At 47.1% G+C, this 22,246-nt stretch carries 26 protein-coding genes and 1 tRNA gene; 10 read left to right on the top strand and 17 right to left on the bottom strand.

Features of this window, described 5'->3' with window-relative positions; all coding sequences use genetic code 11:
* Positions 1-75: 75 nt before the first annotated feature.
* The 4 genes from NF543_RS20195 (at position 76) to NF543_RS20180 (ending at position 3,577) form a co-directional block, all read left to right on the top strand.
* A complete protein-coding gene (locus NF543_RS20195; RefSeq protein ID WP_257670006.1) occupies positions 76-1,098 on the top strand; it encodes a PDDEXK nuclease domain-containing protein in 1,023 nt (340 codons plus the stop codon).
* An 82-nt stretch (positions 1,099-1,180) separates the two neighbouring features.
* Complete coding sequence (locus NF543_RS20190) at positions 1,181-1,375, top strand: AlbA family DNA-binding domain-containing protein (protein ID WP_257670005.1); 195 nt, start codon at positions 1,181-1,183, stop codon at positions 1,373-1,375.
* A gap of 21 nt (positions 1,376-1,396) precedes the next feature.
* Positions 1,397-2,413, top strand: coding sequence for a PDDEXK nuclease domain-containing protein (locus NF543_RS20185; protein ID WP_257670004.1), 1,017 nt, complete (start codon positions 1,397-1,399; stop codon positions 2,411-2,413).
* A gap of 51 nt (positions 2,414-2,464) precedes the next feature.
* Entirely contained in the window at positions 2,465-3,577 is a 1,113-nt protein-coding gene (locus NF543_RS20180) for an AAA family ATPase (RefSeq protein WP_257670003.1), read from the top strand.
* A 232-nt stretch (positions 3,578-3,809) separates the two neighbouring features.
* Here the strand turns inward: NF543_RS20180 and NF543_RS20175 are convergent, their stop codons facing one another.
* The 8 genes from NF543_RS20175 to NF543_RS20140 form a co-directional block, all read right to left on the bottom strand.
* Positions 3,810-4,400 (bottom strand): hypothetical protein, encoded by a 591-nt coding sequence (locus NF543_RS20175; RefSeq protein ID WP_257670002.1) that lies wholly within the window; start codon positions 4,398-4,400, stop codon positions 3,810-3,812.
* 13 nt (positions 4,401-4,413) lie between these two features.
* The gene (locus NF543_RS20170) at positions 4,414-5,388 is read right to left on the bottom strand and encodes a relaxase/mobilization nuclease domain-containing protein (RefSeq protein WP_257670001.1); all 975 of its coding nucleotides are present in this window, start codon (positions 5,386-5,388) and stop codon (positions 4,414-4,416) included.
* A complete protein-coding gene (locus tag NF543_RS20165) occupies positions 5,378-5,848 on the bottom strand; it encodes a MobC family plasmid mobilization relaxosome protein (protein WP_257670000.1) in 471 nt (156 codons plus the stop codon). The genes NF543_RS20170 and NF543_RS20165 overlap by 11 nt, the downstream gene beginning before the upstream one ends.
* Before the next feature lie 136 nt (positions 5,849-5,984).
* Positions 5,985-6,287 carry a MerR family transcriptional regulator gene (locus NF543_RS20160; protein ID WP_257669999.1) on the bottom strand — a complete coding sequence of 101 codons (303 nt, stop codon included), beginning with the start codon at positions 6,285-6,287 and terminating at the stop codon, positions 5,985-5,987.
* A 150-nt stretch (positions 6,288-6,437) separates the two neighbouring features.
* Positions 6,438-7,061, bottom strand: coding sequence for a hypothetical protein (locus tag NF543_RS20155; protein ID WP_257669998.1), 624 nt, complete (start codon positions 7,059-7,061; stop codon positions 6,438-6,440).
* A 72-nt stretch (positions 7,062-7,133) separates the two neighbouring features.
* Positions 7,134-8,174, bottom strand: coding sequence for a coiled-coil domain-containing protein (locus NF543_RS20150; RefSeq protein ID WP_257669997.1), 1,041 nt, complete (start codon positions 8,172-8,174; stop codon positions 7,134-7,136).
* Positions 8,175-8,190: 16 nt separating this feature from the next.
* On the bottom strand, positions 8,191-9,549 hold the full coding sequence (locus tag NF543_RS20145; RefSeq protein ID WP_257669996.1) for a site-specific integrase: 1,359 nt from the start codon (positions 9,547-9,549) through the stop codon (positions 8,191-8,193).
* A 201-nt stretch (positions 9,550-9,750) separates the two neighbouring features.
* Positions 9,751-9,822: transfer RNA gene (locus NF543_RS20140), tRNA-Arg, on the bottom strand.
* A 202-nt stretch (positions 9,823-10,024) separates the two neighbouring features.
* Here NF543_RS20140 and NF543_RS20135 point away from each other — a divergent pair.
* Both NF543_RS20135 and NF543_RS20130 read left to right on the top strand, forming a co-directional pair.
* The gene (locus NF543_RS20135; RefSeq protein WP_257669995.1) at positions 10,025-11,338 is read left to right on the top strand and encodes a DUF389 domain-containing protein; all 1,314 of its coding nucleotides are present in this window, start codon (positions 10,025-10,027) and stop codon (positions 11,336-11,338) included.
* A 213-nt stretch (positions 11,339-11,551) separates the two neighbouring features.
* On the top strand, positions 11,552-13,285 hold the full coding sequence (locus NF543_RS20130; protein WP_257669994.1) for a sodium:solute symporter family protein: 1,734 nt from the start codon (positions 11,552-11,554) through the stop codon (positions 13,283-13,285).
* 38 nt (positions 13,286-13,323) lie between these two features.
* Here NF543_RS20130 and ychF read toward each other — a convergent pair whose 3' ends face one another.
* Positions 13,324-14,424: a redox-regulated ATPase YchF gene (gene ychF, locus NF543_RS20125; protein ID WP_257669993.1), complete on the bottom strand. Its 1,101-nt coding sequence runs from the start codon at positions 14,422-14,424 to the stop codon at positions 13,324-13,326.
* Positions 14,425-14,581: 157 nt separating this feature from the next.
* Between ychF and NF543_RS20120 the strand changes: the two genes are divergently transcribed.
* On the top strand, positions 14,582-14,911 hold the full coding sequence (locus tag NF543_RS20120) for a Rieske (2Fe-2S) protein (RefSeq protein ID WP_257669992.1): 330 nt from the start codon (positions 14,582-14,584) through the stop codon (positions 14,909-14,911).
* An 8-nt stretch (positions 14,912-14,919) separates the two neighbouring features.
* Here NF543_RS20120 and NF543_RS20115 read toward each other — a convergent pair whose 3' ends face one another.
* Positions 14,920-15,807, bottom strand: coding sequence for a fructosamine kinase family protein (locus NF543_RS20115; RefSeq protein ID WP_257669991.1), 888 nt, complete (start codon positions 15,805-15,807; stop codon positions 14,920-14,922).
* A 25-nt stretch (positions 15,808-15,832) separates the two neighbouring features.
* Here NF543_RS20115 and NF543_RS20110 point away from each other — a divergent pair, with 25 nt between their 5' ends.
* Both NF543_RS20110 and NF543_RS20105 read left to right on the top strand, forming a co-directional pair.
* On the top strand, positions 15,833-16,384 hold the full coding sequence (locus tag NF543_RS20110) for a response regulator transcription factor (RefSeq protein ID WP_257669990.1): 552 nt from the start codon (positions 15,833-15,835) through the stop codon (positions 16,382-16,384).
* Between the two features lie 112 nt (positions 16,385-16,496).
* Positions 16,497-17,042, top strand: a complete 546-nt coding sequence (locus NF543_RS20105) for a DUF4199 domain-containing protein (protein WP_257669989.1) — start codon at positions 16,497-16,499, stop codon at positions 17,040-17,042.
* A gap of 31 nt (positions 17,043-17,073) precedes the next feature.
* Here NF543_RS20105 and NF543_RS20100 read toward each other — a convergent pair whose 3' ends face one another.
* From NF543_RS20100 to NF543_RS20085, 4 genes are all read right to left on the bottom strand, one after another.
* Positions 17,074-18,330: an RNA polymerase sigma factor gene (locus NF543_RS20100; protein WP_257669988.1), complete on the bottom strand. Its 1,257-nt coding sequence runs from the start codon at positions 18,328-18,330 to the stop codon at positions 17,074-17,076.
* 46 nt (positions 18,331-18,376) lie between these two features.
* Positions 18,377-18,733, bottom strand: coding sequence for a YciI family protein (locus NF543_RS20095; protein ID WP_257669987.1), 357 nt, complete (start codon positions 18,731-18,733; stop codon positions 18,377-18,379).
* Positions 18,734-18,772: 39 nt separating this feature from the next.
* On the bottom strand, positions 18,773-19,237 hold the full coding sequence (locus tag NF543_RS20090; protein WP_257669986.1) for a carboxymuconolactone decarboxylase family protein: 465 nt from the start codon (positions 19,235-19,237) through the stop codon (positions 18,773-18,775).
* A 130-nt stretch (positions 19,238-19,367) separates the two neighbouring features.
* Positions 19,368-19,544 (bottom strand): hypothetical protein, encoded by a 177-nt coding sequence (locus NF543_RS20085; protein ID WP_257957535.1) that lies wholly within the window; start codon positions 19,542-19,544, stop codon positions 19,368-19,370.
* A 1,273-nt stretch (positions 19,545-20,817) separates the two neighbouring features.
* Between NF543_RS20085 and NF543_RS20080 the strand changes: the two genes are divergently transcribed.
* Complete coding sequence (locus NF543_RS20080; RefSeq protein ID WP_257669984.1) at positions 20,818-21,189, top strand: DUF1304 domain-containing protein; 372 nt, start codon at positions 20,818-20,820, stop codon at positions 21,187-21,189.
* Here NF543_RS20080 and NF543_RS20075 read toward each other — a convergent pair.
* The 3 genes from NF543_RS20075 to NF543_RS20065 all read right to left on the bottom strand — a co-directional run bounded on the left by NF543_RS20075 (position 21,172) and on the right by NF543_RS20065 (position 22,223).
* Positions 21,172-21,474 (bottom strand): YdeI/OmpD-associated family protein, encoded by a 303-nt coding sequence (locus NF543_RS20075; RefSeq protein WP_257669983.1) that lies wholly within the window; start codon positions 21,472-21,474, stop codon positions 21,172-21,174. The genes NF543_RS20080 and NF543_RS20075 overlap by 18 nt on opposite strands.
* A 304-nt stretch (positions 21,475-21,778) precedes the next feature.
* Positions 21,779-21,931 (bottom strand): hypothetical protein, encoded by a 153-nt coding sequence (locus tag NF543_RS20070; RefSeq protein WP_257669982.1) that lies wholly within the window; start codon positions 21,929-21,931, stop codon positions 21,779-21,781.
* 19 nt (positions 21,932-21,950) lie between these two features.
* Positions 21,951-22,223 (bottom strand): hypothetical protein, encoded by a 273-nt coding sequence (locus NF543_RS20065; protein WP_257669981.1) that lies wholly within the window; start codon positions 22,221-22,223, stop codon positions 21,951-21,953.
* Positions 22,224-22,246: the final 23 nt, after the last annotated feature.

Here is a 22,246-nt window from a genome sequence, read left to right as displayed (position 1 = left end):
AACGCGTAAGAAAAGTGCTGGTAAGAGCGAGGAGTAATCGCTGATTAGCTATTTTCAGAAAGAGACAAATACTTAATGGTACCATCAAACTATCATCAGACATTAGCTACCCTGAAAGAACGGATAGCAACGGCACAGTACAAAAGCTATTCGTTGGTAAACCAAGAGCTTATCTTGATGTATCTCGATTTTGGCCATGTGCTGTCTGAACGTGTAAAAGGTGGGTGGGGAATGAGTGTTATCGATACATTGTCAATAGACTTACAGGCAGCCTATCCGGGTGTGAAAGGTTTGTCGGCGCGGAACCTGCGGAGGATGAAACTTATTTTTGAGGAGACACGCCAAAGCGAATTTTGGCCACAGCTTGTGGCCAAAATCCCATGGGGGCACACCAGCCTGATATTTGAAAAGGTAAAAGATTCCGACCAACGCACATTTTACCTCCAAATGTGTGGAGAAAGGGGGTGGAGTCGAAGCGTTTTAGAGGAGGAGATACGCTTTGACGCGTACAGTAAACGCCTACAATTCCAAAACAATTTTTCCGTAGCATTGAAAGAATCCGACCTTAGCACCTATCGATTGGAATTCAAGGATGAATACAATCTCTCTTTCTTAGGATTGGAAGACACCCACACTGAAAAGCAACTTGAAAACGCACTGATAGATAACGTCACGAAAACCTTAGGCCAATTCGGAAACAATTTCGCATTCATGGGCCGCCAATTCCGCTTGGAATTGGATGGCAAAGAATATTTTATCGATATTTTGTTTTATCACCGTAAACTAAGATGCATGATTGCTTTGGAACTGAAAGCAACGGAATTCAAACCGGAACACAGCCAACAGTTAAATTGGTACCTCCATTTATTGGATAAAATCATAAAATACCCGGAGGATAACCCAAGTATCGGGATTCTACTTTGCAAGAGCAAAAGCACGCTAACCGTAGAATATGCGCTCGAATTGGTCAATAAGCCGATGGGGGTATCTACTTATCATTATCGACAACTGCCAAAAGAGATTGCGCAATATCTGCCGGATGAGGATGATTTCTATCGCATACTCGGTGAATGTGACGATGGCGAAGCCAGTGAATAACAAGGCCGATATTTTCAAATGAGCAAATTGTCGTATCGGCGATACGAGAATCGGGTAAGGAGATAAATCGTAACAATTAGTAATGCCTAAGTCAAAACACAAAGAGGATATACATACCGAATTTAAAAGTTCGTTTACCGATGCCATGATCGAATCGCTGACGGCTTTTGCCAACAGCAAGGGGGGCAGGATGTTGATCGGTGTGGATGACAAGGGCCAACTGCCGGTAAAGAACAGGAAATTAAATTCTGCAACAGCTTGTTGCAGAATTTACTGACGGTCTATATTAGTAAGATACATGAAACCCATTCACGAAAAAGAATACCAGAAACTGTTTGAGGAAGTAAAACATGAATTCCTAGCCGGGCGTATCACGGCCATAAGAGCTATTAATAGGGAACAAATAGCACGTTATTTTTCGGTGGGCCAGAAAATCATTGAGCGGCAAGAGCAATATGGTTGGGGCAAGTCAATTGTGGAAAGGTTAGCTTCGGATCTGCAGAAACAATTTCCGAATGATAGCGGCTTTTCGACCCGGAACTTGTGGAATATGCGCCGATTCTATGAACAGTATTCGGCTCATCCAAATCTGCAACAGCTTGTTGCAGAAATTCCATGGGGGCATAACCTATTGATTATGAGTAAAGCCAATTCAATAGAAGAAGCCGAGTTTTACATAAAACAAACCACTCTGAATGGATGGAGCCGGAATGTTTTGCTCAACTTTATCAAAGCTGACACCTATAACGCAAGCTTAGTTGAAAAGAAACAACACAACTTCGCAGTGACATTGCCCGAACACCTAGCAGAACAAGCGGAAGAAACCATTCGGAGTGAATATAGTTTGGACTTTCTCGGCATCACGAAACCCGTCAAAGAACGAGAATTGGAAAACAAAATGATTGAGAACATCAGGGATGTGTTGCTCGCACTTGGGTATGGGTTTGCCTATATGGGGAACCAATACAAAATCAAACTTGGCCGCAATGAATATTTCATTGATTTGCTTTTTTATCACCGCCATCTCCAATGCATGGTTGCTGTCGAACTCAAAGCCGGAAAATTTGAGCCATCACATGCAGCCCAACTGAACTATTATTTAGAGGTTTTGGATGATACGGTAAAACAACCCCATGAAAACCCTTCGATCGGTATATTGCTGTGCGCGGAAAAGGACAACTTAGAAGTAGAATATGCTTTGCGAATATCCAATAAGCCGATTGGGGTAGCTGAATACAGTTTGACTAAAAAATTACCAAAGAATTTAAAAAAGGTCTTGCCTGAAGCCAACGAGATCAGAAAATTGCTGAAGTAGTATCATGCAGATCAACTATCTACGTCAATACTAGGCAAACAGAACTATACCATGTTAACCAAACTACACCTAAAAAATTTCAAGATATTCAGAGAAGAAGAGTTTGAACTAGCGCCGCTTACCTTGATATCAGGGTTAAACGGCCTGGGTAAATCCAGCATCATCCAATCGCTCCTTCTCCTGAAACAGAGTTACGAAATCGGTTACCTTACCTCCCAAAGCAAGGTGGACCTATCGAACGACTATGTGAACCTTGAAAGTGCCGAAGCCCTCTTGTATGCGTTGGAAACGACTGATGCGACGAATGTTGCCATTGGGCTGGAAACCATTGATGGGGATAAGCATGTGTGGGATATTGACGCGACGAATCCAAAATCGAAAGTGCTTAATTGTACCCACACGGGAACTGGCCCTTTGGAAAAGCTAGCATTATTCCAAGAAGATTTCATGTTTCTCGATGCGGAGCGCTGGGGGCCGAGGGAGACGTATTACAAGAAGGAAAAACGGGCCTATAACACGAAGCTCGGTATTCAGGGCGAACTTGCACCCGCCTATATCAATGATGCGTTGCTGAACAATGAGCAGATCGGCATGGAACAGCTGATGCATCCTTCGCTCTCGTCGCCGGACTTGTATGAAAACCTGAATGCCTGGTTATCCGATATCATGTCGTTGCCCGTAAAGACAAGGGTAACGGAATTGGATGAATCGCGCGTGAAGCTATCCTACCAATTCGAAGGAGCCAAAGGTATGGCATATTCAGCCTTGCAGGTCGGGTTTGGGTTCACGTTTAGCATGCCGGTGATATTGGCCGCTTTGCGGGCGAAAAAAGGCGATCTGGTCATCGTGGAAAATCCCGAAGCGCACCTGCATCCATCTGCCCAAGTGAAAATAGGCCGCCTGCTGTCGTTGGCGGCTGCCAATGGGGTACAGATCATCATCGAATCCCATAGTGACCATATCCTGAACAGCGTGAGGCTCTCCTTCAGGGAAAATATCTTGGTGGATGGGCAAATAAAGTTTATCCATATCAGGAATATCAGATCGAACAACGGAATCCTGCCAATGGTCGATTCCGTAATCTTGAAGGACAAAGGAAAACTTAGCCACCGCCCGCCTGAATTTTTCGATGAGTGGGACAGGATGCTGACCAAACTTCTGTAACCTTGATTACCGGCATGGCTGTCCGCTCTTTCTCGCCATGGCACGATCTGATCCATAGCCGCATTAATTGACGCAAAAAATCCCTGTTCCTTACCGGAACAGGGACTCGCCCCAATGGGATTAGGGGCTATCAACCTAAACCTAAGTACAAAGATAGTGATACCGCCCCTTCTTTCCAAATAACGACAGCGTAAAACCGAGGCGAAAGTCTCCGGTCTTATGGCGTCGCAGCTTACTTTTCCCTCATCCTATCTACTTTATTCCGTGCCTTTTCGGCCTCTTTTTCTTTTTTTAAAGCCGCTTTCTCGGCCAGCCGAAACGCCTCCTGCACCGCTTCCAGCCGCTCAACGTCCATCCGTGCCGAATCGGGATTGGCCGTGTAGGCGCGCTCCGCCCATGCAGCGGCCGTTGGGTAATACTGGCGTACCATGCGGTATTTGACATCGTTGGCCTGTAGCTCACCGTTCCGCTGCCATAGGTGGAAGGCTACGGCAAGCGTGGCGGCAAATGCTGCCAAAAGAAGAAAGACACCGATGATGGTACCCCTTGATCGGTCAGAGAAATCATGCTGGTGGGTCACCTTCATGGTGTCGGGCATTTTGGCCGCAAGCCGCTCCATGCGCTGTCCGAGTTCATGCGTCACGGCGTGATCGGGCAGTGCCGCCCGTATCTGCTGCAACGCACTTTGGATTTCGGCCAGTTGGTCCCCGTAGTCCGGCACCTCCACCTTCCGGTTTTCCAGTTCCGTGATGCGCCGCTCCTGCTGCAACTGCAAATCGGCGGTGTCCTTTAATCTGTTTTCGAGTTCCTGTATTTCTTTCATGCCTGTTATGGTTTTACCTGCTGATTCCCCGTGATTGTTCCGCTTCTTGTTTTTTCCGTTTCCGCCTGCGTTTCTCCGCATCGCCTACGGGGTCGGGTTCCGGAGCGATGTATACCGGGGCAAATAGTATATCGAGCAGGCCCGCGCCGTGCGATGGCTCATGGGATTGCTGCCGCCCGTGGTGCGTATCCAGCACCTCCCTGATCTGCTCGCCCAATGTACGCCTGCTCATAAGGTTTTCGGCCGTGGAGTGTTCCAAACCCCTATTCCTTTGTAACTGCTTGTTAAGACCCACAAAGCTGAATTGCCGGTCAATGGCCGACCCCTTGAATTTCACACCGTCTTTTTCAAAGGAAATACCCTGCACCTCTTTGGTGCCGCTACGGTATTTGTACTGGATGCCGATGCCTCTGGCTGCAAGCAGCTTTTCAAGTTGCTTCCATGAAGTAGCCTTGGCTACGGCCGGCTTCAGTGCATCGTAAATCACGTAGCGTACCTTTTCCCTGCCTCGCAATGCCTGCCTGTTTACCTGTTCCTTACCCTTGCCCATGTGGTAACCATAGCGCTCGGTCATCTCCCTGCACACCCTGTGGTTCTTCTCCCATAGGTTGTAATTGCTTACGGTGTTGCCTGAATTGTCCACGCGGTTGTACACGATATGCAGGTGTGGGTGGTTCCGGTCTGTATGAAGCACCACAAGGTACTGCGTATCGGTGATGCCCATCTTTTCCATGTATTCCCTTGCGTGCGCCGCCATCTTTTCCACCGTGAGTTTTGGCCGGTCTTCATTACTCCAACTCAATACGGCGTGGCCCACGGCCTTGCCCAATGACGGCCTTAATCTGCGCTGCGCGTTGAAGTCATTGATGATCGCCTTGGTGTCGTAGTCGCGTATGCCCTTAGCATCCAGTACGGCCGACTTTTCCTTTTGCAGCAGGTAGCGGATGCACCCGCCGAAGCTTTTCCCCGTTATCTGCTTACCTATCATCGCTGCCAATCTTTTTGATTAACCCCTCAACGGCCGTGAGCAGTTCACGGCAGTTTCCCATGATGGATACCAGCCCGGCGGTATGGGCCAGCTTGGTAAGCTGGTTGAGGTTGTTGGCCATACCGGACAGCATGCGCAGGTATCCGGCTTCCTCTTTGGATAGCCGTGGTTTCACCACCGCGTTTTTCGCCGCCTGCCTGAACCAGTCGCTTATCCGCATGCCCGCATCCCTTGCCCTTCCCGCGATGGCCAACCGCTCTATCGGGGTCAGCCGCACCACCAGCGAACCGCTGCGCGTGATGGCCTTTTTCGGCCGTCCGCGTTTACGTGATTTTGTCCCGTTTCTTTCTTCTTTCGCCGGCCCTGTCATGGTCTCCTCCTTCCAATTCTGAAGATTGCGACCAACGGGAGCATCGGCCCGATTGCCACCGCATGGGCGTGGCAATCGGGTTTTTTGCATTGCAAAAAAATAAACTCGCTCCCTACAAGTCTGCTAATAGGGGTGCGGTCGGTGGGGATAGGGTAGGCCGGCGTTCCGGGGCTTTCCATATAGCCGGATATATGTATAGACAGATGTGCCGATACGAAGGGTGTCCTCATTTGGATTGCCCCCCTTTCCTGCTTAGGGCGCCCGCAATGGCTTCGTCCGAATAGTAGACCTTGCGGCCGATACGGTCGGGCACGAGGATGCCTGACTTTTCCCAATAGTGCATGGTGGAATAGGCCACGCCAAGCAGCCGCCTTGTCTCTGCCCTTGACCTGTACCCGAGATTGGGCGTGGGTGCGGTCTGCTTTTCTGCTGTTTCCCCGTGGAGTGCCTCCCTGACGGCCCCCTTTACCTGCTCGGATAGGATTTCCTTGAACTCCCTGTCCGAATAGCTTGTGAATATCTGCGCCATATCAAACGTATTTGTATGGAGCAATGTTCGTGGGGATTCAAAGGGGGATTGGTCACTATTTCATATTTGTCAGGTTTGCACGATACTCCGTCCTTTTGGGGAATACACCGCAGGCCGGACAGGGAACTGATTAGACCAGATTGTGGGCTGCTATTCGGTAAACTCGATATGTGACACCAAATAGGATTTTCCAAAGTTTTCCGGGTCGTGGGTCACGGTGGCTTTGATTGCCCTCCATTTTATCACAGGGGGCGTTCCGTGTGTTTGATAGTTTTCAAGCAGTTCATTGTTGTGCTGCCATATTTCTTCCAGTTGGCTCCCCACTTCCTCATTGGCATGGGTGAGGGTTAGCCTTTCGGGGATAAAATGGTAGTGGCCATCCTGTTTCCGGAGCATGATTACCGGGCCTCCAGGCACATGGGACTGGATAAGCGCTATTTCGAAAGGCTCATTGCCCTCGTATTTCTCTTCGCTGACGACCCCGATGAATTCAAGATGGTAAGCGGGGCCGTCCATCGCCGGGACTTCCGGTGCGACCATCCTTGCTTTCACCCGGTAGTTATAGCCGGGTTCCCGTTCGGTAAAGCCGGAGAGGTGCATGCTTCCGGGTTCATTTCGGGGAAGTAGCAGCAATTGGTCACCTATCGCACCGTAGCGATGGCTGACCAGCACTTCCACTTCCTGCCCATTTTTAAGGTTCCAAGGTCCGTGGACTTCCTCTTTGGAGCAAGCGGCAAGGACAAGGATGGCAAAGAGTAAATAAATATGCTTCATGGTTTATAAAGAATAAAGTTTGTTGGTATATACACGATGAACGGGATTGCGGAGCATAACGCTACATTGGCACTATGCTTTCCTGATGCTATTGACGAATTTTCCCTTGGTAAATTTCACGCCGGGGCAGATGCTTTTCAGGTAGTCAAGCACTTTGTGTTCATTGTCGGCCTCGTAACTCCGCAGTTCGGTGCTCCCCATGCTGTTGAACAGTTTGTAGTACCGCAGGGCGGTGCCCTGTTCGATGGGGCCGCCGCCAAGGATTTTCCGTAGTATTATGGCGCGTTGGCCATACTTGATCTGGTCGTTCCAGATGGCATTGTCGAGGAAGCCCAGTTTGTAAAGGTAGTACATCCGGAGTTTACCGTCCTTGATGGGGCCGGATTGGTCGGCTCCGGCGCCGTCCGCTTCTTCTTCCTGCTGGTATTTCGTTAGTATTTCCTCCAAGGCGCGGTTACGTTCCGCGAGGGTGGCTATTTCAGCCTGCTGCTCGTTGACTTTGAGGGCAAGGTCTTGCTGCTGCGTCTGCTTGACAGCCAATAGCATATTCCTTTCCACCATCGCGATTTCCATTTCCTTTAGCGCGTTTTCAAGTTCCCTTATCCTTTCGCGCTCCGCGGAGTTGTATTGGTCGAGGACGCCCCTAATGCCCTGAATGAGGTAGGATCGGATCTGGTCGGGGTCGCCGTCTATGAAATAGGTATCCCTTATATCGTCGTCGTCCTGTATCATATCGAAGATGATGTTATCACTGCTCATCTGCTTCAACCCCGTTTCGTAACGCCTGAATTTGTCCACGTCGATACGCACCCGTATCTTCCGCATGCCGCGTTCCGGGGTTGCCGCCTCCAGCTCCGCAAGCAACGGGGCCAGTCTCGTGCGCACTTCCTCCCTGAAACGGGGTAGGTATGCCGTATCGGTGATGGCTCCGGCCAAACGGTGGTAGGTGCCATCGTTGATGCCCCTGAAAAATTCCATCCAACGGGTTGCAAAATAGTCGCGTCCGGGCATGGCATCCCATTCCAGCCCCATGCCCGTTTGCAGGAATGTCCAGCCGTACCAAGTGTAATCGTTAAGTAGGCTGTTTAGGCGTTTGAAGTCCTGTAAGTCCATCTATGCTGTGTTTTGGTCATCCGACCGGTTCTAACTCTGCTTTTGCCATTACCGCATCCAGTATCAGCTGCGCGTTTTCCTCCGGTGTCATCCGGATATACTTGAAGAAATTGGCTTCGGTGGAGTGCCCCGTTATCTTCATGATGGTAAGGGCGGGAAGCCTGTAATGTTTGTACATATTGGTCGCGAACGAACGCCTTGCCGTGTGCGTGTCCACGGCTTGGTAAAACGGTATGGTCACCTGTACCCGTTTGCCAGCCTCCGGCACTGAAAGGATAATGGCATGGTCGAGTTTCGCCATCTTCGCGATGGTTTTGATGTAGTCGTTCAGCTTCTGGTTACTGATGGGGTTGGGATATGCGTATGTGCCATCCTCCAAGCGGTATTTTTCCAGTATCTCCCGCGTGGCCGGTAATATCGGGATAGCGACTGATACGCCAACTTTCTCTGTTTCGATATGGATGAAGTCGCCCATTACACGCGCCTTCTTGGCCATCACCGAATAGTCCTGGAAGCGCAGGCCCGTCCATGCGCCAAGCAGGAACAGGTCGCGTGCGTTGGCAAGTCCGGGATGCCCCGCGAGGTCAAGCGCCCGTATCTTTTCCAGTTGCTGGATGTTCAGGTAGATGGCATCGGTTTCCTCCTGCATCTTGATGAAGGCCTTGGACCTGTATGCCGCGTTGGAATGCCACCCCAATTCCTCGGCCTCACCCATGAACAGCTTGACGTGCTTGATGATCTTGCCGAAATAGTTCAGCGAAACCTCCTTGACAGAAAACATGTAGTCCTGTAGGTCGTAATAGAAGTCCATCGTAATGTCCATGAAGTTCAGCCCTTTCAGTTTCCTGTCATCTACGTATTCGAGCAGTAGCTGGTGGCTCCCCTCGTACGAACCTATCGTACCCGTCCGATATCGCTGCCCCCTGCGTTTTCCTTTCAGGATGACGCGCTTGCCTTGGCGGCTTAGTTCTATCTGTCGGTCGAAAAAGGAAAGTAGCGATTGGGTGGGTTCGGATGCATTATCAATGGAACCCCCGCTAAGCGATTGCATGACCTGTTGCTTGAATAGCGCTTTGTCCGGATAGGCGTGGTGCCGGTTTACATATGTCCGGTACTCGGTTTCCACAGCGGCCTTTACCGAGGTCAGTTTTTCGACGATGGTGTTTGCCTCGGCCTTTTCCAATCCTTTCATACCGCCGATGGGCCGTTCCTTTTCCGTGTTCCACTTGGCGGGGAGTACCTTTGCTCCGGTGGGTATTTTTACCACTGGCTTGCCGTTGTACTCCACAAAACACGTGATGGGTGTGGGTTTGGTGGCGTTTGCTTCCCTCAACCGGAAATTGATGCCGCATTCGATTTTGATCGTCCTGCTCATAATCAATTGGTTTTTAACAGCTTTAACAATAATGCAAGGTAGCAAATACCATTGAGATAAACAAGGGTTTCGGGGTTCTTTTGGGGATTCTTTTTGTCGAATTCGGGTGGTTTTGGTTGAATTGCAATAAATTAAGAACAGCCTTTAAGATGTCTTAAAGGCTGCTTTTGAATCTGACCGACCGTCTTTGGTGGTCTTTTGTGTTCCCGAAGGGATTCGAACCCCTATCTTCAGAACCGGAATCTGAAATTCTATCCATTGAACTACGGGAACGGGAGTGCAAAGATATTGATTTGGTTTATTTATTTGAACTGCATCTTGAAATTTTTAATCATGATGGCCCATATCGTTCACCTATAGTGATGGTTTTTTCCAAATAATCACCCATTGGCAGATAATAGCTTTATTATTTTCGCTTATATTTGGTGCATGCCATATACCTGATGGTGATGGCGCACCGAATAAAATGCCGTTTATGAATATCATTACCATCATCAAGAAATTCAACATTGCTTCCGAACGGGAGGATTACGACATCATCCATGACACGGTAGAGAAAGGGATTTATTTCAGGGGAACAAACCTTTGGATATTGATTTTTGCAATCATCATTGCCTGTGTGGGGCTTAATGTCAATTCCACAGCTGTGATTATTGGTGCGATGCTTATTTCTCCCTTAATGGGCCCGATATTGGGTATCGGCTATAGCTTGGCCACCTATGAATTTAGCTTATTGAAGAAAGCGTTGACCAATTTCGGCTTCGCTGTGGCTTCCAGCTTGGTGGCCTCCACTTGCTATTTTTTTGTCACCCCCATCAATGAGGCACATTCTGAACTCTTGGCCCGTACCCAACCGAATATATATGATGTACTGATTGCGCTGTTTGGTGGGCTTGCGGGTATTGTAGCGCTTTCGAGTAAGCAGAAGGGGAATGTGATTCCCGGAGTAGCTATCGCCACTGCATTGATGCCTCCATTGTGTACCGCTGGTTATGGCCTTGCTACAGCTAATTGGCCATATTTCTTCGGCGCTTTTTACCTTTTCACCATCAACACCGTTTTCATTGCCGCGGCGACACTGGTGATTGTCCGTTTCCTAAAGTACCCGATCTGGCATGAAACCGAAGAGGGTTTAAAGAAATCGGCTAATAGGTGGGTGAGTTTTATCGTGACCATCACCATGATCCCGAGTCTTTATTTTGGTTATATCTTGGTTCAGCAAGAGCGTTTTAACCAACATGCGAATACATTCATCCGCAACGAAACCTATATCGAAGATGATTACCTGCTCTCATCAGAAGTAGACCCTTCTCAACGAAGCATTCGATTGGTATACGGGGGAAAGCCAATCACGGATGAGGAGAAAAGCAGACTAGAAAGCAAAATCAATAATTATCCACTGGAGGGGACAACATTGATCATCCAACAGGGTTTTTCCATATCCGACGGGCAGGATGAGTTGCAGGCGATGGGAAGGAGCCAATCAGAAATCAGCCGATTGAGGGGCGAACTTGCCAAACACCTCCAACGACAAGATAGCATTGCCAGACAGAAGGAGCTGGGGAAGCAGTTGTTGGCTGAGCTGCAACCGATTTTTCCGGAAATCAGAACCTGTGGCGCGAGCGAGCAGGTTATTTTTGGCGACTCCCTCCGATCGAGCATTTACCAAGCGTTGATTGTGGGATCAACGAATTCCCGCAAGACCAATGCTGAAAAACAAAAATTGGAACAATGGTTCCGCTCACGCTTGGACGCCGATTCCATCAAAGTATATATCGAGGCTTACTGACAGACCGGGCTTTATTAAGTGATTCCTATGGATGCATGGCAGTTTTCTGTTTTCTCGCGAAGGCGCAAAACCGCTAAAGCTCACGTCGCAAGCGATGCTTCTTAGGTTTGCCGTGCGTCCGCGATAAACCGATGAGGTTTTTGATTAAATTATTATTTATAAATTTGCCTACTTCGCTGCGATTGGTTTTCATCGCATAAATCCAGTTATTTAATGATGTCGCTTCAATTTATTGATTGGTTGCTCATAGCATGTTATTTATTGTTCGCAATAGGGGTGGGTTTTTGGGTAAAGGAAAAGGCTGGCACCAGTATGGAAAGCTATTTCCTTGCCGATAGGTCTCTCCCTTGGTGGTGGGCCGGTACATCCATCGCAGCCACCACATTTGCAGCAGACACACCGCTGGCGATTACCGGTATCGTGGCCGCCAGGGGATTATCGGGCAACTGGGTGTGGATGTCGTGGATTGCAGTGCACGCGGCCGTGGCAATCATCTTTGCTCGCATGTGGCGCAGTAGCGGGGTAATAACAGATGCCCAATTCATCGCATTGCGGTATTCAGGGAAGACGGCTTCCATGTTACGGTGGTTTCGGGCCACCCTGTATGGGTTTGTCTATAATGCCATCATTTTGGGCTGGGTGTTGCGTGCCATGGGCAAGATTGTAGAGCCATTTTTCCACTGGGAGGAATGGACGCCTGGATTGGTGGCTATCGTTGGAAATTTTATGCCCGGGGAATCGGCGTTAGGTTCCCCAAGCGATGTATTGACCATTTTTGCCCTCATCGCCATCGTTACTTTTTATGCTTCCCTTGGTGGTATACGAGGGGTTATCTTTACCGATTTAATTCAGTTTGCCATCGGAATAATTGGGAGTATATGGTTTGCTGTTACCGCATGGAAGGCGGTAGGCGGAAAATCAGGCATCCAATCAGGGTTGACTTCCCTATATGGTGAGGATCATGAGTTCTTAACATTTTTTCCCGCCGCCGGTGACGGATGGTTACAAGCGATTGGAATGGGAGCCTTTATGTTTGGCATGTACCTATTGGTGCAGTCGTATGCTAATGTGCCTTCCGACGGGGGAGGGTTCACCATGCAACGGCTCAGCACCACCAAAGACGAAAAACATGCAAAGAAGGCAGCTTTGCTTTTTATATTTTGGCAATATTTTGTACGTGTATGGCCCTGGTTTATTGTAGCTATTGCCGCATTGGTGCTTATACCACTCGGTGAGGAAAGTGCCTATCCATTAATGGTAAAAGACGGGACGGCTGACCGAGAGCTGGCCTATTCCGTGCTAATGGGTGAATTGTTGCCTTCAGGAGTATTGGGGTTGGTTATTGTCAGCCTTTTAGGAGCCTTTATGAGTACGGTAGATACACATTTTAACTGGGGCGCTTCATACGTGGTAAACGATATCTTCCTGCGGTTACATCCAAAGGCAACCGAACGCCAAAAATTCTGGGCAGCCCGATTGGCTGTGCTGGGATTTGCTTGTATGGCTATCTTGGTGAGTTTTCAAATTAATACCATTGAACAGGCATGGCGGTGGGTAGCGTTCATTGGTGCAGCATTGGGTATTCCTACAGCATTGCGTTGGCTTTGGTGGAGAGTCAACGCCACGGCCGAGCTGGCAAGTATGGGATTTGGGTTGATTACCGCATTGCTAGTCGTATTTTTCCTTGATATTCCATTTGAAGCACAACTTATCTATACATCGTTGGCCAGTTTGGTCGGTATGGTTGTTGGTATGACTTTTGGCAAACCCACTAATGAAACTGTACTTAAAACATTTCAGGAACAAGTAAATCCTATAGGGGTATGGCCTATTAATAGTCGTAAAAAAGCCGTTATTGGCCTCACTACGGCATTGGCAAAAGTGCTAGGCCTAGTTGGCTCAGCTATTTTGGTATGGATGCTCGGGATTAAACTCTTGTTTGGATAGGTATATTTACATCAAGCTGTATGCAGAGCTATACAAAGCTATACATTGAATCGGAAATGCATGATATCCCCATCTTGCACAATATAGCCCTTACCTTCTACACCCATCTTGCCTGCTTCCTTTACCGCGGCTTCTGAGCCGTATTTGATGAAATCCTCATATTTGATAACTTCGGCACGAATAAACCCCTTTTCAAAATCCGTATGGATTACACCCGCAGCTTGAGGGGCGGTAAACCCATTTTCGATGGTCCACGCACGTACTTCCTGTACGCCAGCCGTAAAGTAGGTGGCGAGTTTCAGCAGTTTATAAGCTACACGGATGAGCTTGTTCACACCCGATTCGTTGAGGCCAAGGTCTTCCAAGAAAAGCTGGCGCTCCTCATAGCTTTCCAGTTGTGCGATTTCCGATTCAATCTGCGCGGAAATGACCAGTAATTCAGCATCCTCGTCTTTGATGGCTTCACGCACCCGGTCCACATAGGTGTTGCCTGTATTGACTGATGCCTCATCCACGTTGCAGACGTATAGGATGGGTTTTACGGTAAGTAACGCCAAGTCATCGATAAATTCAAAATCCTCCTTTGAAATAGGCGCTGTACGGGCTGATTTGCCAGATTCCAAATGGTTTTTCACTACAGATAAGATTTCGTAGCTCCGCTTCGCTTCCTTATCTCCCCCGGTTTTAGCCTGCTTTTCTACCTTTTGGAGGCGTTTGGTCACCGAATCCAGGTCTTTCAATTGTAATTCCGTATCGATGATTTCCTTGTCACGCACGGGATCTACAGATCCATCAACGTGTACCACATTGCCATCATCAAAACAACGCAATACATGGATGATGGCATCTGTATTGCGGATATTCCCAAGGAATTGGTTTCCCAAGCCTTCGCCTTTGCTCGCACCTTTCACCAAGCCGGCGATGTCAACGATTTCAATCGTATTGGGTACCACCCGCTGTGGGATTACCAATTCTGCCAGCTTATTCAACCGTTCATCCGGTACAGTAATGACCCCCACATTGGGTTCGATGGTACAAAAGGGAAAATTGGCTGCCTGCGCTTTTGCGTTGGAAAGGCAGTTGAATAACGTGGATTTACCTACATTGGGTAGGCCTACGATGCCGCATTGTAATGCCATGAAGTCTGGATTTTTATAAAACGGTGCAAACTTAGATAAAATGCATGGTATTCACGAACGACATTTGAATAAAAACTGTGGTGAGTAATTGGCTTAAAAAGAGGCGATAGAAGGTTTATAATAATAATGAGACAAGAACTCTTATTTTTGGAATACCATGAAATGGGTAAAAATAGAAAACTCATCCATCCCCCAAACAGATGGTATCCGGAAAGCAAGGATAGACAGCAAGAATGTCTGCATCATCCGCCATGACGATAAGTTATATGCGACTTCAGTACGTTGCCCGCATGCTGGAGCCGATCTTTCCGGAGGATGGTGTGAAAAGGGTAGGCTAATTTGTCCATACCATCGGCACGCCTTTGATTTGGAAAGTGGCAAAGGCGACGAGGGGCAGGGCGATTACATACACGTGTACCCACTTGAGCAAAGGCCTGAAGGATGGTTTATCGGTCTGGAAGAAAGCTGGTTGACCAGGTTATTTTAAAAAACCTTTTATATATACTGCTTCAGGCAATTTTTTAACTGACTAAGGTAACCGCCGCCAAACAGGTTGAAATGCACCAGTAAGGGATAGAGGTTCCAAAGGTCAATACGTGTTTCCCAGTCATCCTGCAAAGGATAATCCTCATGATAAGCCGCATAAAACCGTTGTGAAAAGCCGCCGAATAGCTTGGTCATGGCGATATCCATTTCACGGTGCCCATAATATACCGCCGGATCGATTAATACAGGTTGGCCATTTGTGCCTATTAGGTAGTTGCCACCCCATAGGTCACCATGCAGTAAGGATGGGGGTTCTTGGGGATAAAGCGTATCCAAGCGGGCGAACAATTGATCGAACTGCCGCTGCAAACTGGTATTGAGTAACTGCTTTTGTGCTATATCCAATTGCTTTTGCAGTCGCTGTTGGATAAAAAAATCTGTCCAATCAGCCGATTGGGTATTGATTTGTAGCAAGCTACCAATAAAGTTGTCGTGATCGAGGCCGAAGTCGTTCGCATGATGACGGTGCAGTGCAGCCACCATGCGGCCCAATAACGCTTGGCTGCCTGCATCATTTTTGCTTCCCATGTCTATCCATTCCATGAGAATGAAAGTGTCGCCATGGGCTTGACCTACGGTGAATGTATGCGGGGCATTGACGCTGGACGACGATTCCCGTAGCAACATTAACCCTTTTGATTCGGCCAAAAATAGTTGGATGGCCCGATTAGCATCATTGACCTTTACGAAATATTGGCCCGATTGGGTTTTGATGTGGTATGCACGATTGATATCACCACCGGAAACTGACACTATGGACTTGATCTGGTAATCATTTGGCACCACCCCTTTAATGGCGGCTTCCAAGGCCTGGACAATGGGTTGGGACAGAAACATGCGGGAAGATAGTAAAAATTGATTAATGACTGCTGACAAAAACCTCAGTATCTTTGTAAGTCCACATATTTTCATAAGTTTGTTTTCGGTAGCTGTTGAAAAGATGCCTACAAAATTCATTACCAAATATAAGATACCCTTACTTTACGGCATTTCGCTGGCAATGCTGTTGTTTTTATTGCAATGGATTAAGCTACGTCTCGTCATTATTGACCACTATTTCGAAATCTATGTGGGCGCCATTGCCATTATCTTTACGGTACTAGGGATATGGCTTGCCTTGAAATTGACCAAACCTAAGGAGCGAATTGTCATCATAGAAAAGGAAATCCATGTACAGAACCAAGAGACTTTCACCTTAAATGAAAAAGCACTTGTACAGCTCGGTTTGAGCGTTCGGGAATTGGAAGTATTGAGGTTAATGGCGGAAGGATTGAGCAACCAAGAAATCGCAGCCAGGCTATTTGTCTCATTGAATACCGTGAAAACACATAATTCGCGGATTTTTGAAAAGATGGACGTGAAACGTCGGACTCAAGCGGTAGATATGGGTAAGAAGCTAGGTATCATTCCCTAACGATGGGTCATCCTTAAGGGTGAATAACTAGCTAATTGCTGAAATCACCCAAAAGTATGAATAAAACATGGAACGAATCGCTCATCTTTACACCAAATAACAGCCTTTAAAGATGAAGAAAAATGTAATTGTATTCGGACTGATATCGGGATTGATTATCACCGGAATGATGGTGTATTCCGTCAATTTATGCTACCATAGTGAAGATTTCAAAGGCAACGATATCGCAGGCTATGCGGCGATGATCGTCGCATTCTCGTTCATTTTCGTTGGTATACGAAACTACCGGAACAAGTACCTCAATGGTATCATTTCCTTTGGCAAAGCCTTCAAAACAGGGCTATACATCACCTTGGTGGCCTCCACCATCTATGTGCTGGTGTGGTTAGTTTACTACTATGGCTTTATCCCTGATTTCATGGATAAGTATACAGACTATGTGCTTCGCAACGCCGAATCTGATGGTGCCAATCCCACCGAATTGGCCAAAAAGACTGAAGAAATGGCCAAGTTCAAGGACCTGTACAAAAATCCGGTGATGGTGGTACTGATCACTTATTCTGAGGTATTCCCACTGGGATTGGTAATTTCATTGATCAGCGCGTTATTGTTGAAACGGAAAGCACACAGCGTAAACGTGGATAGTGTGACCGTATAAAATATGCACCTTTGTCACGATTTTTAGTTTTCTATTTATTGTTAGCAACAGTTTTCTCGGTAATCAACCAGTCGATGTTTTTTCTGATGGTCGCCTTGTCAGCGATTGAATTTGCAAGCTTAAAAGCGGTTTGAAAATGTTGCAAGGCTTGTGCACTATCCAAGTTGATGTAGAGACTACCCAATAGTGAATAATAGAAGTGATTATCTGTAAGCTTAAGCTTTTCCGCCTCCCTAATGGCTGTCTTTTTTCCATTGGCTTTTGAAAGCGCAAAAGTTCTGTTCAATGCAGCTATAGGTGAATATTCGATTTGCAGCAATTGATTGTAAAGTTGCAGGATATTTTCCCACTTCTCATTGGTGTCTTCTTTGTGTGTATGCCAATAAGCAATCCCTGCCTCTAAATGGTATTTTGATACTCGATTTCCTGTAGCAGCTTGGTTTAAAAAATAGGTGCCCTTTTCAATGAGTGCGCTATTCCAACGTGTTTCGTCCTGATCTTCATATAGAATGATTTCCCCATTATCAGTGAGTCGTGCGTCAAATCGTGAGGAATGAAAACACATCAAAGCTAGCAAGGCATTTACGGCAGGGGTATTTGTCTGTTCGTTTTCTACCAGCAAATAGGTTAGTCGCATCGCCTCGGCACAAAGGTCCTTGCGCAGTGTGGTGTTTTGTGAAACAGAATAATAGCCCCCGTTGAACAATAGGTATAAGGTTGTCAAGACGCTTTCCAGCCGTTCGTCGATCGCAGAAATCGAAGGTTGTGCGATTTTTATGTTTGCCGATTTTAATTTTTCTTTCGCCCGACTTATCCTTTTATAAACTACTTCCTTGTTGGTTAAAAATGCGTCTGCGATCTCCTGTATGCCAAAACCGCAAAGCAAATTTAAGGCAAGGGCAACTTGCGCTTCGACCGATATACATGGATTACAAACCGTAAACATCATAGCCAGTTGACTATCGTTAATATTTTTTTCCGATAAGTCAATCTCAATTTCATCAGCTTCGTTTGCCGTGTATGTTATTTCTTTCGCAAGCTTTTGCTCAAAAAGAGCATTTCGTTTCAGGTAGTTTTTGGTCTTATTTTTAGCAACGGTATAAAGCCAGGCAGTTGGGTTTTCAGGGGGTTTATCCATGCCCCATAATTCCGTTGCCGAAAGAAATGTATCGCTGACGATATCTTCAGCAATTTCTAGGTGTTTAATGCCAAACAGATAACAAAGTACCGAAACCATTTTTCGATACTCGGTCCTGAATAAATGCGGTAAAAGCGCTTCCTCTTCCATAACTTGAAACGGATGCCTTTGCATAAGCGCAAAGGCATCCGCTATTTTAACTGTTTTCCGCAGGTGAAACGGCCATCCTCACTTCAACATTTCCTCCCCATGCTAAAACTGGGCAACCTTTTGCGATTTCTACCGCTTCGTCAAAATCAGCTGCCCTCACAAAAATTAAGCCGCCTATTGATTCTTTGATCTCGGCATAGGGTCCGTCTGTGACCAGGTTGTTTGCCCTTACAACTTTGCCTTCCGCGCTCCATCTTTGCGGAGGCCTAACTAATTTGTTTTGAGCTGCAATTCCTCCTATCCAGTCCTGCCAAGGTTTTATTGCTGCTTGCATTTGTTCTGGGGAGGGTTGCTCTTCCTTTGTTGTATTGTCCCTACGGAACACTAATAAGAACTCAGTCATTTTATTAATTCTAATTGTTAATCTTTTACTATCGCTTTCCTAACCTCCAAATTGTCCAACCCTGTAAGTGCCCACCGGTGCACCAAAGGCAATATTGAATCGATTGTAGGTGTTGATCGTCGTAACGGCCAAGGTCAAATCTACTAATTCTTTTTCGGTAAAATGTTTGCCTGCTTCGGCATAGATGTCATCAGGTAAAAGCCCGTTATTAAGTTGTGTAAGGGTTTCTGCCCAAGCTAATGCCGACTGTTCTTTTTCGGAATAGAAGGGTGTTTCCCGCCAACTGCTTAGCGCATATAGGCGTTGCTCTGTTTCGCCTTTGGCCCGTAGATCCTTCGAGTGCATATCTAAGCAAAACGCACAGCCATTGATTTGTGATACCCTGAAATAAATCAGTTCTAATAGGTTTTTCTCGATAGTCGATTTACCCAAGTGCACTGCAATGTTGTACAGCGCTTTCATAGCATCTACTCCTGTTTCGTTGAAATTTAGTCTTTGTTCCATTTTTTTGAATTTTTTGTTGTTAAAGTCTAATGACAATCGAGTTTTCAAAATTGGACAACGTTTGATAACTATTTTTTTGCCGCCCATGGCATACAGGTACTGGACCATTTCCATGCCAAAGCACACCTTGTCATGCGCCCACAACAACCGACAGGCCTGCCGGCCTACGTTTACTTTCCCGCTCGGCAGTGGTGTAGACACGGCCTCCCATGGCTGCCTCGACAGCTTTCGGTTGGTAATCCGCATAAGCGGCTTCCATCCCTTCAAGAGTAGGCTTCGGGTGTACGTACGCTGCGGATTCTTTCATGGCCTTGGCAATCCGTCCGGCAGTGACCGGCAACTCGCCATCCCCGTAACGAATATACCGGTGTCGGCTGGTTGAATAGCGGTAACGCGTGGAAGGGCGGTCGACGCACGAAGTCGTACCGGGAAGACATGGAATATCAATTTGCTAAAGCAGGGTATACCGCAAATATGGCAAACAGGATTGTTTTCCGGCTAACCGGCCCGATGGTAGCCCAGCCATACTCGTTTACTCTTGGCCCCGGCACATCTCGCCCGGTGACATGGCCCATGCAGTGCAGGAAGTGAGCACTTCCGTGTAAATGCTACGCAACATTCTTTATAGGAAAAAACAAACACTGTGACGAAATACGATTCTGCGGCGGAACGGTATTGTCTCCAACAAAACCTATCCGTTGCCGTAATGGAACAATCCTGGGTTGCTGGAAAACAATACCGGGTTTGCGTGTAACCGTATCTATTCTCATAAAAAGTAAGCACCTCCGATAAAGCCGATAGCTATTTCCAAGCGGCAGCGCCCGATACCCAGAAAAGGCAATATAGGGCCACCGCGACAGCATCCGGTACCCAATCCGAAGCGCATTGGATCCGAGCATAACGATGCAGCATGAATCAAAAGGGGAGTACCTGCGGCTCATGCAAAAACAATGCACACATATTTAGATCACACGCGACTTATCTATGATGCAATAGATATCTCATACGAAATAATGCACGCACATCTGGGGTCTATTTGCACTACTGAAGATACGGTTCCACGGCACGTCTTTTCCCTGCCAGCGAAAAAGTATATTAGGTCAGTTAACACCAAACCGGTTTTTATCAAAAGGACAATACATATCGAACAAGTGAAAAAAGGTGCGACCCCACGGCATGTCCCTTCCACGAAAACCCAGACCCGTTTGACGTACAACGATGCCTATCGGGCGCCGAACCATTTGCGGTCGGCGCATTAAAAGCCTATTTTCATGCATCTTAAGCCTGTTTATGCCACCCGGAATACGATTTTGCCATGCCGTTTCACCACGTGTACCACAAAGTAAACCGTCCCGATGCGGAAGTATACCGTTCCCACGTGATGTTACGTAGCAATGGAATATACCTGAACCGTATTTGGGTTGTAGTAGATCGATAGACTGCGAAGTATTCATGAGTACTGCTAAAAACAAACAACAACAAATAATTTGCTTTTGCAAACCAATTATATTGCATATACAGCAAATTTATCTAAGTTTGAAAATGAAAACCCATCTTCATGAATTAAAATGGATACGCATATGACGCTTATAGCAAAAATACTGGTGGCGTTAGTGGCTATTGAGCATTTGTATATTTTGTGGATCGAGATGTTTGCATGGGAGACGGTGGGCAAGAAGACATTTAAAGGGAGCCTGCCCGACCATCTTTTTACACCAACCAAGACGTTGGCAGCCAACCAAGGGCTGTACAACGGTTTTTTGGCGGCAGGGCTTATTTGGTCGCTACTGATAGATGACCCCATGTGGAGCCGGCACATTGCCATTTTCTTTGTTTCCTGTGTTGCCGTTGCGGCGATTTATGGTGCGGTTACCGCAAGCAAGAAAATCTTATTTCTGCAAGGTCTGCCAGCTATCCTGACTTTGGCTGCTTTGTTATTTTTGCCCGTTTAGCAGGTTGTTTATTGTAGTTGCAATCCGATTGACTTTTGTCTCGTCAGTTTTCGCGGAATAAATCCAATCGATAAACGCTTTTTGCTCGCCTTCCGTTAGTTGCTTGAATTTCTCGTAAGCAGTTGGCTCGTCGGATAAGCACATGACAAGCTCATCCGGGATTTCCAAAGGCGCGCTGTCTTTGAATAAAACCACATTCACGAAATCACCCGCCTGTTTGCCTATTTGCTTTCTGATGGCTGCTTTTATGGGTAAGAACAGTCTGCCATTCCCCATCGGCTGCAAACGGATATCTATTACCGGAGGGATTATACCCAGAATAATTTTGGCGTAATCGTCACTTACAATTTCGGTAAACTTACCACATCCACCTACCGAAGCCGGTCGACGGGCGCGCAGGAAAACGAACGGGCGAGGTGAGGGGTAGCAAATGCCTGGAAGCTATTATAAACATGGCGGCTAACCATTTAGAATTTGATGTATTTTGCCGCACACTACTTGAGGAGATGATGCGGCTGCCAAACGTAAGCTTACAGAAAAGCCCTTGTGCCGTATGGACAAGGGCTTTCTCTGACTACCCCGTCATCAACTACCTGGGAGCTTCAGGAAGGGTCTCGATCCAGGCATCGATAATCGCCCACATCATGTCAGGGGTAACAATCCAGGACGTTAAATTGCCTCCTGTCGTTTCCATGGCCTCACGTTCTGTGAGCGCCTGGACATTTAAATTTTCTAAATTCATAGTTTTTGAATTTTAAAGGTTAAAAAATAAACACATTGTTGTACAACAGTTCTAACATAGGGCTTGTAACAGCGGATTGCATGGAGGAACCCATATCCGCATGCATCGGGTTAGTATCCGTTCCGACCACTGCCGTTGAAGCCAAGAACTGCGGATAAACGGATACTTTTTTACGCCGGACGGAAAGTAACCCGATGCAGACGGATTGGGGGAAGATTTTTATGGAAGCCCTAACGGCACCTATTTTAGCGGGATGAAACCTGCGGAAGCCGGAGGCGAACGCAAGCTTCATCACCGATGAAAGCAAAAAGTGCC

This window comes from Parapedobacter tibetensis (assembly GCF_024704835.1).
In the GTDB taxonomy this organism is placed as follows: domain Bacteria; phylum Bacteroidota; class Bacteroidia; order Sphingobacteriales; family Sphingobacteriaceae; genus Parapedobacter; species Parapedobacter tibetensis.
Note: the sequence above shows the minus strand (reverse complement) of the source record. Positions and strands in the feature narration are given on the sequence as shown.